Origin of the sequence: Micromonospora sp. CP22, assembly GCF_009712475.1 — a bacterium.
Taxonomy (GTDB): Bacteria; Actinomycetota; Actinomycetes; order Mycobacteriales; family Micromonosporaceae; genus Micromonospora.
The window spans coordinates 80,703-92,690 of sequence record NZ_VCJO01000016.1; the positions used below are offsets into that span (position 1 = coordinate 80,703).

Consider the following 11,988-nt stretch of genomic DNA (forward strand, 5'->3'; position numbering starts at 1 on the left):
CGGTCGCCGATCGCCAACCCAGTACGCCCACCCGTCTCATTCTCCCACCCGGAACATGCAATTTTCCCACCTGCCGCGATCAGCGTGCCAACAGCGCGGCCTGAACACCCACAGTCGATTCCACAGTAGGACGAAATGGCTGACGATTCCGCCCCGGCTGACAGATATCGGAATGACGACTGTGGCCGGACGCCGCCCTCGGCTACGCTGCCCCCAAAAGATCAACAGGAGGCGACGGCGTCACAACGCCGCGTCACCGGGCGACACCACACACACCAGGAACGGCCGCCGGGCACAGGCGGCGGGCCTCTCCTGACTTCACCGCCGCCGGCTCGTTCCCGGCGGGCGGTTTCGACGCAACCACACCACCTGCACCTGGCCCCGGGCACGAGCGTGAACGCAGCAGCGGCCCAGGTCGGTGCGGTGGCGAGCGGAAAGGTGACCAGTGATCAATCCGGGTCGTACGCCGCTGACCACCTACCAAGCAGACATCTGGGCGGCGAGCCGTTTGTCGCCGCACCTTCCACAGTTCAATGTGTGTGGATGGGAACAGTTCGTCGGCCCACTCGACCACGAACTCCTGCTCGCCTGCCTACGGCAGGTCATAGAGCGAAACGACGCGTTACGACTGCGTTTCGACGAGGAGAACGGTCAGCCCTTCCAATGGGTCGAACCTGAACAGGCGGTAATCGAGGTATACGATTTCCGTGACGCCCCGGATCCCCACCAGGCATGCCATTCCTGGATGGCGCGGGTCTTCTCCCGACCCTTCGAGCTGCACCGCAACCGGTTGTACCGGTTGGCCCTGCTGCGCGAGAGCGAGTCGGTCGCGTACGTGTACCTCAACGCCCATCATCTGATCGTCGACGGCTGGAGCGCGCGGCTGCTGCTGCGGCAGATCTGCGCCGGGTACGCGGCGGCGGTCGAGGGAACAGCTCCCACCGCGAACCTATCGGGATCGGTCGCCCGCCGCGGGCTGTCCTACCTTGACCTGGCCCGGGAGCTGGCCGAATACGCCGAGTCCGTCCAGCGCAAGCTGGATATCGAGTACTTCCGCGACCGCCTCGACGGGGTCACCCCGGCGCTGTTCGCCTCGTCCGCCACCGGCCGGCACCGGACCGCACGACACAGCCTGCCCCTGCGACGGGACCTCGTCGACCGGATCCGCGCCACCGGTCAGTCGCCGTTCACCGTCTTCGCGGCGGCCCTCGCGGTGTTCCTCGGTCGGGTCCACCGCACCGAACAGGTCGTGCTCGGCGTGCCGGTGCTCAACCGCAGCACGTACGCGCAGCGGCAGACCGTCGGCCAACTCGCCAACGAACTGCCGGTGCCGGTCGCGGTTCCCGGTACGCGGACGATGCCCGAACTGGTGGCCGAGCTGCAACAGACCCTGCGGTCGATGCGTACCCACCAACGCCTGTCCCGGGGCGAGTTGCTGCGCGAGGTCATCGCGCCGGGCGGGCCCCGCCAGCTCTACGACGTGACCCTGTCCTGGCTGCGCTGGCCGCGCCTGGAGCCGATCCACGGCATCGCCCACCGCACCTCGGGTGCCAGCCGGGTACACGAGCACAACGCCCTGGCCGTGCTCGTCAACGAGTACGACGACGGCACCCTGACCATGGATCTCGACTACTCCCGCGACGTGTTCGACGAGGACTTCCGCATCGAGGCGGTGGGCCGGCACCTCGAAACCCTCATCGGCGACGCCCTGGACCGGCCCGACGAGCCCCTGGCCCGGATCCGGATGCTCACCGACGCCGAACTCGACCGGGTCACGGGGGCGCATGACGGCGAGGTGGACCACCCGACCGAGGCGACCCTGCACGGCCTGTTCGAGCAGCAGACCACCCGGACACCCGACCGGATCGCGGTGGTGGTCGACGAGACCGGCGAGACCCTCAGCTACGCCGACCTCGACGCGCGGGCGAACCAGGTGGCCCAGGCCCTCCGCGCCGACGGCGTCGGCCGCGACGACCGGGTGGCCGTCCTGGCCGAACGGGGAGCGCCGATGCTCGCCGGCATCCTCGGCACTTTGAAGGCGGGCGGCGCGTACGTGCCGATCGACCCCGACTACCCGAGCGCCCGGATCCGGTACCTGCTCACCGACAGCGGCGCGAAGGTCGTGCTGGTGACCTCCCGCACCGAGGGAACCATCGCGCACGCCGGCCTCGACACCATCGCGGGTCTGACCGTGCGCCACCTCGACGCCCTGGGAAGCCACCCGAGCGTCCCGGTCGAACCGCTCGCCCAGGCCACCGACCTCGCCTACGTCATCTACACCTCCGGGTCGACCGGCGACCCCAAGGGGGTGATGGTCGAACACCGCTCGGTGGTGAACCGGCTGGCCTGGATGCAGCGGTGCTACCCCCTCGACGGCGACGACGTGCTGGTGCAGAAGACCCCGACCTCGTTCGACGTGTCGGTGTGGGAACTGTTCTGGTGGACGTTCGCGGGTGCCCGGGTCGTCCTGCCGCGCCCCGGGGCGCACCGTGATCCGGACGCGATGGCGGCCCTCGTGGCGCGCCACGGCGTGACGGTCATCCACTTCGTACCGTCGATGTTCGGGCCGTTCCTCGACCTGCTGGGCACGGCGGCGCACCTGGGTCGGCAGGCCGATTCGCTCCGCCTGGTCTTCGCCAGCGGTGAGGAACTACCGGCCCGACGGGTCGATCAGTTCCACAGGTTGTTCCGCCGACCGCCCGGCACCGGCCGCTCGGCCGGGCCCCGGCTGGTCAACCTGTACGGGCCGACCGAGGCGACGGTCGACGTCACCCACCACGAGTGCCATCCCGATCCGGACCGGCCGACCCGCCGGGTGCCGATCGGACGCCCCATCGACAACGTCCGGCTCTACGTGCTCGGCCGGGACGACCAACCGCAGCCGATGGGTGTGCCGGGTGAACTCTGCGTCGCCGGGGTCGCCGTCGCCCGGGGCTACCTGGGACGTGCCGGGGAAAGGGAGACGGGCTCCGGCGACGGCTCACCGTCCGCCGCCCGGTTCGTCACCGATCCGGTACGCGGCGACGGCCGGATGTACCGTACCGGCGACCTCGCACGGTGGCTCGCCGACGGCAGCCTCGAATACCTCGGCCGTCTCGACGGGCAGGTGAAGATCCGTGGCAACCGGGTCGAACCCGGCGAGGTCCAGCAGGTGCTCAGCGACCATCCGCAGGTCCACGAGGCGGCCGTCGTCGCCCGCTCCTCCCCCGGCCGGGACGTCCACCTGGTCGGCTACTACGTGGCGGAGGCGGACCTCGATCCGCTGCTGCTGCGTGGTCACCTGCTGCGCCGCCTGCCGGACTTCATGGTCCCCGCCCTGTTCCACCGGCTCGACCGGATGCCCCTAACCCCGAACGGCAAACTCGACGTCGCGGCGTTGCCCGCGCCCGTGTCGGGGTCGGGTCAGGAGCCGGAGCAGGAACCCCGCGACGATGTGGAACGCACCCTCGCCGCGATCTGGTCCCGGGTGCTGGACCTGCCGTCGGTCGGCATCCACCAGGATTACCACGCGATCGGCGGCGACTCGATCCTGGCGTTGCGCATCCGCGCCGAGGCCGAGCGGCAGGGTCTGCACTTCACCCTCGCCGACCTGGCCGAACAGTCGACCATCGCGGCGCTGGCACAGCGCGCCCGGCGCACCGCGCCGCCGCCCGCCGTGACCGGTCCGTTCGCGCTGGTGTCCCCGCTCGACCGGGCCCGGCTGGGCGACGTGGCGGACGCCTTTCCCGCCTCCGCCGTCGCGCTCGGCCTGCTCTACCACAGCAGTGAACACGACACCGCCACCGCCTACCACGACGTCTTCCGCTACTCGGTCCGGATGCCGTGGCACGAGGAGGCGTTCCGCACGGCGTACGACCGGCTCGTCACCCGCCATCCGGGGCTGCGTTCCGCCTTCGACGTGGGTGGTCTCTCCGAACCGATGCAGGTGGTGCACGCCCGGGTAGCCGGCGGCCTCGATGTCGCCGATCTGCGCGCTCTCGATCCGGACGCCGCCCGCGCCGAGGTGCTGGCGCACATGCGGCAGCGACGTCACCACCGGTACGTCTTCGACCAGCCGCCACTGTTCCTGTTCCGGGCGCACCTGCTGCCGTCCGGGGTGGTCGACCTGGTGTTCAGCTTCCACCACGTGCTCCTGGACGGCTGGAGCGTCGCCACCGTCGTCGGTGAGCTGTTCCGCGACTACCTGCACCTGATCGGCGCTGGTGTCGAGCCGGTCACCGAGACGGCGCTGCCCGACCCGGCCGCGTACGTCGTCGAGGAACGCCACGCGCTCGCCTCGCCCGCCGCCCGACAGTTCTGGGCCGACCGGCTCGACGGTGCCGAGTTGACCCAGCTCGACGGTTTCCGACCGTACGAGCCGCCCACCGCCGACGAGTCGCCGGTGCGCCTGGTCGACCTGCCGGTGGGGCTGGAACAGCGGCTCCGGGCCTTCGCCCGGGAGCACGGGCTGCCCCTGAAGTCGGTGTTCCTGGCCGCCTACTGCCTGACCGTGCGGCTGTACTCCGGCACCACGGACGTGACCGTCGGGCTGGTCACCCACGGCCGTCCGGAGCAGGCCGGTGCGGAACGGCTGGCCGGACTCTTCCTCAACACGCTGCCGCTGCGGCTGCGGGCCGAGCACTCCTGCTGGCTGGACACGGTCCGGGAGGTGCACCGGCGGGAGCAGGAATGTCTGCCGCACCGGCGCTACCCGCTGCACGCCATCCAGCGGGACCGGGGTGGCCGACCGGTCTTCGAACTGGCCTTCAACTACGTGCACATGCACGTCCTGGCCCCGCTGCTCGACCTGCCCGCCATCGAGCCGCTCGACTTCGACGCCTGGGAGGAGACCAACTTCGCGCTGCTGCTGAACGTCATCGTCCACCCGGCGCACCAGCGCATCGCACTGCGGATCGACGCGGACCGCCGGACGTTCACCCGGGCGCAGACCGACCTGATCGCCGACACCTACCTGCGGATCCTCGCCCGGATCACCGACGAGCCGGACGCCACACCGGACTTCGGGTTCCTGGCCCCGACCACGCCGGTGATCACCGGTGGGCCGGTCACGCCGACGACCGGGGCACGCCGGGACGTGGTCGATCGCCTCGCCGAGGCGGTACGGCGTACCCCGGACGCGGTGGCGGTCGCCGCGGGCAGCCGCCGGTGGACGTACGCGCGGTTGCAGCAGGACGTCGACCGGATCGCGTACGGGTTGGTCCACGCCGGGGTGCGGCCGGGTGATCTGGTCGGGATCGCGGTCGGCCGCTCCCCCGAGATGATCGCGTCGATCTACGGGATCGCCCGTGCCGGCGCGGGCTGTGTGCCGCTGGACGTGACCTACCCGCCGGAACGGATCGCGGCCATGCTCGACCAGGCACGACCGGTCCGGGTCATCGCGGACCGGACGCACGCCCCGCTGGTGGGCGTACCCGAGAGCGTGCTCGTCGTGGAGGACCTGCTCGCCCCGTCGCGGGCGGTGGCACCGGTCCCACTGCCCCGGAGCCGACCGGATGATCTGCTCTACGTCCTGTTCACCTCCGGTTCCACCGGGGTGCCGAAGGCGGTGGCGATGTCGCACGCCGCCTTGGCGAACCTTCAGGTGTGGCAGACCGCAGCGGTCAGTGCCGCAGCCGGTGGCGTCACCCTCCAGTTCGCACCCCTCAGCTTCGACGTGTCGTTCCAGGAGATCTTCACCACGATCGGCACCGGCGGCACGCTCCAGCTCGTCGACGAGCAGCGTCGGCGGGACCCCGCGCAGCTGCTGCGCCTGCTCGACCAGGAGGCCGTCGAGCGGGTCGCCCTGCCGTACGTGGTGCTCCAACAGCTCGCCGAGACCGCGGTGACGCTCGGACTGCACCCTCGTGCGCTGCGGGTGGTGATCTCGTCGGGTGAACAGCTGCGGGTCACCGACGAGATCCGCCGGTTCGTCGCGGCCCTGCCGGCCGGTGCGATCCTGGAGAACCAGTACGGACCGACCGAGACCCACGTCGTCACCGCGTACCCGATGACCGGCGACCCGGACCGCTTCCCGAGCCTGCCACCGATCGGGTCGCCGCTTCCCGGAGTCCAGCTGTACCTGTTGGACGACCGGTTGCGTCCGGTGCCGGTCGGGGTCGCCGGTGAGCTGTACCTCGGTGGCGTCCAGGTGGCGCGCGGCTTCCACCGGCAGCCCGGACTGACCGGTCAACGGTTCGTGCCCAACCCGTTCGGCGCGCCCGGTGAGCGTCTCTACCGCACCGGTGACCTGGCCCGGGTGCTGCCCAACGGCGACCTGGCCTGGCTCGCGCGTACCGACACCCAGACCAAGATCCGAGGGTTCCGGGTGGAGCCGCTCGAAGCCGAGGTGGCGATCATGGAGCTGGCGGCGGAGCAGCCGGGCATTCGCGAGGCCGCGGTGGTGGCCCGACGCCGGGACGACACCGACGCCTTCCTGGCCGCCTACCTCGTCGGCGACCCGACCCGGGCCGACCTGACCGGCCTGCGTCGACGGCTACGGGAGAGACTGCCCGAGCACCTGGTGCCCACCCACCTACAATGGCTGCCGGAGCTGCCGCTGACGCCGAGCGGCAAACGCGACGACCGGCGGCTGCGTGAGCTGCCACTGCCCGTGGCGGCCCCCCGGCCGACCGCGCCGCGTGACCGGTACGAGCGGGTCCTCGCGGAGATCGTCGCGGACCTGCTCCAACTGCCGCACGTCGACGTCGAACACAACCTGTTCGAGTTGGGCGCCACCTCGCTCACCGCGATGCGCCTGGTCACGCTGATCGAGAAGCGGTACGGCGTCACCGTACCGGTCGCCGCGTTCGTGACCGGGCCGACCGTGTCCCACCTCGCCGCGTTGCTCCGCGCCGGTGGGGTGGACCCGACGTCGGTCGACCCGGTGGTGCCGATCCGCACCGGCGGCGACCGGCCGCCACTGTTCCTGGTGCACCCGATCGGCGGCAACGTGCTGTGTTACCTCCCCCTCGCCCGGCACCTGCCCCGGGAGCAGCCCGTCCACGGGCTCCAGGCGGCCGGCATCACCGCCGGGACGACCCCGCTGCGGTCCGTGCCGGAGCTGGCGGCCAGCTACCTCGCGGCCATCCGCCGGGTCCAGCCGACCGGGCCGTACCGCATCGGTGGCTGGTCGTTCGGTGGTGTGGTGGCCTTCGAGATGGCTCGACAGCTCAACGACGAGGCCCGCCGACTCGACCCCACCGGCACCGGCCCGGTCGAACAGCTGATCCTCATCGACCCGATCGCGAGGCGCACCGACGAGCCGGTGCCGGTGACCGACGACGTGCTGCTCGACTGGTTCTTCTGGGAGCTGATGCCGATCGACCAGGATCGCCCGGTGCTGGAGGCGATCCCGTCGGAACTGGCGTCGCCCCAGGAGCGCCTGGACTTCGTCGCCCGCCGGGCCGGTGCCGCCGGGATACTCCGGCCGGGTGACTCGCCCACGGCGGTACGTCGGCTGTTCGAGGTGTTCAAGGCCAACTGGGAGGCGATCATCACCTACCGTCCCGAGGTCGTCGACCAGGACCTCACCCTGCTGCGCGCCTCCGACCCGTTACCGCCCCTGCTCAAACCCATGCACGACCTCGCCGGCACGCTGCACCTCGACCCACGCAACGGCTGGGGTGAGCTGACCACGGGTCGGCTCGACGTGCTCGACGTGCCCGGTGACCATCTGGCCCTGATGGAGCCACCGCACGTGGCGGAGGTGGCCCGCCGGATCACCGAACTGTTGGCCGGCTCCGCCGCACCGGTGGCCGGTCGGCCCGGCCCCAGCCCGGTGGGCGGCCGGTGATGCCGGCGGCAGGCGGGGCGCGCCGCCCCAAGGCTCTCATCCTGGGCGCGGGCATCGGCGGACTGGCCGCCGCCGCCACCCTGCGCCGGGTCGGTGTCGACGTGGAGATCTACGAGCGCGCCGGTGACCTGCGGCCCGGCGGATCGGCGCTGTCGTTGGGCGCCAACGCCCGCGTCGCGCTGCGCACCCTCGACATCGACCTCGACGTGGAGCGGCGCGGTCGGGTCTACCCCGCGCTGCGGCTCTGCACGGCGACCGGCGACCCGATCAGGACGGTGCCGTTCGAGCGGCTCGGTGACCGGCTCGGCGCGCAGAACGTCGCCATCGGCCGCGCCGAACTACATCAGGCGCTGTTCGCCGCAGCCGGTGATCCGCCGGTGCGGCTCGGTGCCACGGCCCAGCGGTTCGAGGTGGTCGGTGACCGCGTGCGGGTCGACTTCCGCGAGGGGCAGACCGCCGAGGGTGACCTGCTCATCGGAGCCGACGGATTCCACTCGGTCGTCCGGCGGCAGATAGCCGGTCCCGAGCGACCCCGCGAACCCGGGTACGTCTGCTGGCTCGCGACCGTCCCGATGCGCCATCCGAAGATCCGGGACGGCTACACCGCCCACTACTGGGGGCGGGGCCAACGGTTCGGCCTGGTGCAGCTCGACGGCGACCGGGTCTACTGGTGGGGCACGTTGAACATGGCACCGGCGGCGGCCCGCGACTGGTCCGGGGGCAAGGCCGACATCGAGCGGGCGTACGCGGGCTGGGCCGAGGAGGTTCGGACCGCGATCGCCCGGACGCCCGAGTCGGCGATCATCACCGTCCCGGCCCGGGACCGGCCCTTCCTCGAACGGTGGGGCCACGGGCCGGTGACGCTGCTCGGCGACGCGGCGCACCCGATGTTGCCGAGTCTCGCCCAGGGCGCGGCGCTGACCATCGAGGACGCCGTCGTACTCGCGCACTGTCTCCGTGACGCGGTCGACCTGCCACAGGCGCTACGGCGTTACGAGACCGCACGGCGCGAGCGGACCCGCTGGATGGTCAAGGAGGCGTACTCGCTCAGTCGGGTCGAGCAGCTGGCCCATCCGCTGGCCGACCTGGCCCGCCGCCTCTACCTGCGCTGGCTGCCCGATCGTCTGCTCGACCGGCGCAACGAGGTCGCCCTGACCTTCCCGGGCCGTCCGGAGCCGTCGGTGGCCGCGAGATGAGCACGCCGACGACGGAGGTACGGCGGGCGTTGAGCCCGCTCGAACGCTGGTACTGGATCGCCGACCAGGTGTCACCACTCAATGTGGTGGCCCGCGTCCAGGTACGCGGACCGCTGCCGACGGCGCTGCTGCACGCCGCGCTGCACCGGCTACGCCGACGGCACCCGCTGCTGCGGGTGGCGATCGCCGCCGCGCCGGACGGGCGACGTCCCCGGTTCGTCCCGACCGACCAGCCGATACCGCTGCACCGGGTACGCGCGGACGCCCCGGCGGCGGATGCGGCACCGGGCTGGGTACGGCGGGTCAACGAGCACGAGCTGGTCGACCGGATCGACTGGCGCGACGGCCCACTGTGCCGGGCCGTGGTGCTCACCCGGGCACCGGCCTCCGGCGACGAGGTGCACGATCTGCTGCTGACCATGCCGCACTGCGTGGCCGACGGCACGACCGTGCTGGCCCTGCTGCGGCAGTGGATCGAACTTGCGGAGCAGGCGGGCTCTGCCGACCGGGAGGTCGACCCCTCGACGGATGCCGAGTCGACCGGGTCGGCGGTGGTGGCGGGTGAGCCGGCGTTACCGGCCTGCGAGGCGATGTTCCCCCGCCGGTACCGGGGGGTGGTCGGGGTGCTGCGGCTGCGGTGGCTGCTGCTGCGGGAGTTGTGCCGGACGCACCGGCACCGCCCGGTCCGGGTGGAGCCGAGCAGCTTCGTGCCGTTCACGCAGCGGCGTACCCGGCTGCTCGCCCGGAGCCTCACCAACGACCAGGTGGCGATGCTGGTGGCCGCCTGCCGCCGGGAGGGGACCACGGTGCACGGCGCGCTCGCGGCGGCGATGGTGCTGGCCGTCGCCGCGGAGTCCGGTGCGGCGACGTCGGGGCACCTGACGATCGGTTCCCCGGTGACCATGCGCGACGCGTTGGAACCCGCGGTGCCCGACCGGGCCGCCGGGACGTACGTCGCCACCGTGCCGACCTTCGTCCGGCACCGGCCGGGGATCTCCCTCTGGCAGCTCGCCCGCTCGATCAGCGACGATCTCGCTGCCCGCCGCGCGGCGGGCAGCCAGTTCGCCATGGTCGACCTGGTCCGGCTCGCCAGTCCGGAGTCGGTCAGCACCAGTGGTCGGTTCATCGAGATGATGGAACGCAGCGGCCCGGTGAACCTGTGCCTGTCCAACATCGGCCGCTACGACTTCCCCGACCGGGTCGGGCCGTGGCGGCTCTCCGGCGCGCAGTTCATCGCCGGGCTCTCCGTGTGCGGCTATCTCGTGGCCACGGTGAACACCAGCCACGGGCAGCTGTTCTGGAACTTCACCTACGTGCCCGACGCGCTGCCCGAGCAGCGAGCGGTCGATCTGGTGGAGGCGAGCGTCGACGCGGTGCTCGCCGCGATCGGCCGCCGACCGGTACGGAGTCGACGATGAGCAGAAGGACACGGCGGATCACCCCGGCCGGTCGCACCGTGGTGATCAGCGGGGCGTCGTCCGGCCTCGGCAAGGCGGCGGCGCTGCACCTGGAACGGATCGGCTTCCAGGTCTTCGCCGGGATCCGTGCCCCGGCCGACGGTGCACGCCTGCTCGCGGAGTCGTCCGCCGGGCGGCTGCATCCGCTGCGCCTCGACGTGACCGAGCCGGATCAGATCCGGCAGGCGGCCGACGAGGTGGCCGAACGGCTCGACGGCGAGGGGCTCTGGGGGCTGGTGAACAACGCCGGTATCGCCCAACCCGGGCCGTTGGAGTGCCTGTCCGCTGAGCTGCTCCAGCGGCAGTTGACGACGAACGTGATCGGGCAGTTCCAGACGATCCAGGCGTACCTGCCGCTGCTGCGCGCCGCTCGGGGGCGGATCGTGAACGTCACCTCGGGACTCGGCCGGGTCGCGCTGCCGTACCTGGGCGCGTACGCGGCGGCACAGTTCGCCAAGGAGGCGCTCAGCGACAGCCTGCGACGCGAGCTGCGGCCGTTCGGTGTCGCGGTCTCGGTGGTGCAGCCGGGTGCGATCCGTACCCCGATCTGGGACAAGCTCGCCCAGGCCGGTGCCGACGTCGTCGACGGCGCGCCGGAGCCGACCGCGACGGTGTACCGGGAGCCGTTCCGCGCCTTCCTGAGGCATAACGCCCGCCAGGTGCGGCGCAGCCGAACCACCCCGCAGCAGTACGCCCACACGGTGGCCCGTGCCCTCACCACGGCACGCCCGAGGACCCGGTACCCGGTCGGCACCGACGTGCGGATCGCGAGCCTGGCGGCCCGGCTGCTGCCGGACTCCCTGCTCGACCGGCACCTCGCCGCGATCGTCCGACCGCGTGACGGCTGACCGCCCCACCCGATCACCCCAGACCCGAACCCGCGACGACCGACACGAGAGGCAGCACGTGGAGACCGATCAGCAGAGCCGGGCGCGCCTGCAGGAGCTGTTCGCCCGCAATCTCGACTACCTCACCGAGGGACGGATCCGCGAATGGGTGGAGCTGTTCCACCCGGACGGGGTGCTGGAGTTCCCGTACCCGCCACCGGGCGTCCGATCCCGCTTCGTCGGACACCACGAGTTGTACGAGCACATGCAGGACTTCCCGAAGCAGTTCGACGTCCGCTTCTCCGACCTCACCTTCCACGAGACGACCGATCCCGACCTGGTCATCGCCGAGTTCGTGGGCAACGGCAGGGGTGTGGTCACCAAACGACCGTTCCACCAGGTCTACATCTCCGTGGTCCGCTACCGGGACGACCGGATCGTCCACTTCCGGGATTTCTGGAACCCGCTGGTGACGATCCGTACCGCCGCCACGGTCGGTCACGTGTGGCGTGGCCTCGTCGACCTGGTGCGTACCCGTCGATCGGCGAAACCGTAGCCCCAGCCGTGACGCGCACGCCGGCCGTGACGCGCGCAGCGGCCGACGGCACGGCGGATCGTGGTCCGGACACCCGATGGTGTCCGGACCACGATCCGGGCCCCGTCAGCGTTGGAGGGTGAGGATTCCGGGGCGGTAGGGCAGGAGGCCGTAGTCGCCGCCGGAGTTGGGGGAGCGTCCT

The 11,988-nt window shown here is 71.7% G+C and carries 5 protein-coding genes; all 5 read left to right on the top strand.

The annotated features are described in order from the left end of the window. The first annotated feature begins 445 nt into the window (after window positions 1–445). The 5 genes from FF096_RS21675 to FF096_RS21695 are packed head-to-tail and all read left to right on the top strand — an operon-like array spanning window position 446 to window position 11,807. On the top strand, window positions 446–7,771 hold the full coding sequence (locus tag FF096_RS21675) for a non-ribosomal peptide synthetase (protein WP_309223726.1): 7,326 nt from the start codon (window positions 446–448) through the stop codon (window positions 7,769–7,771). After that, a complete protein-coding gene (locus tag FF096_RS21680; RefSeq protein WP_155221375.1) occupies window positions 7,771–8,967 on the top strand; it encodes an FAD-dependent monooxygenase in 1,197 nt (398 codons plus the stop codon). Before FF096_RS21675 ends, FF096_RS21680 begins: the two co-directional genes overlap by 1 nt. Then, entirely contained in the window at window positions 8,964–10,385 is a 1,422-nt protein-coding gene (locus FF096_RS21685) for a hypothetical protein (RefSeq protein WP_155221377.1), read from the top strand. The genes FF096_RS21680 and FF096_RS21685 overlap by 4 nt, the downstream gene beginning before the upstream one ends. Next, on the top strand, window positions 10,382–11,272 hold the full coding sequence (locus FF096_RS21690) for an SDR family oxidoreductase (protein ID WP_155221379.1): 891 nt from the start codon (window positions 10,382–10,384) through the stop codon (window positions 11,270–11,272). Before FF096_RS21685 ends, FF096_RS21690 begins: the two co-directional genes overlap by 4 nt. 58 nt (window positions 11,273–11,330) lie before the next feature. Then, window positions 11,331–11,807 carry a nuclear transport factor 2 family protein gene (locus tag FF096_RS21695; protein WP_309223727.1) on the top strand — a complete coding sequence of 159 codons (477 nt, stop codon included), beginning with the start codon at window positions 11,331–11,333 and terminating at the stop codon, window positions 11,805–11,807. Window positions 11,808–11,988: the final 181 nt, after the last annotated feature.

Excerpts from the sequence above, each read along its gene's own strand:
- FF096_RS21690 (WP_155221379.1), top strand. The coding sequence starts at position 10,382 with ATGAGCAGAAGGACACGGCGGATCACCCCGGCCGGTCGCACCGTGGTG.
- FF096_RS21680 (WP_155221375.1), top strand. The coding sequence starts at position 7,771 with ATGCCGGCGGCAGGCGGGGCGCGCCGCCCCAAGGCTCTCATCCTGGGC.
- FF096_RS21685 (WP_155221377.1), top strand. The coding sequence starts at position 8,964 with ATGAGCACGCCGACGACGGAGGTACGGCGGGCGTTGAGCCCGCTCGAA.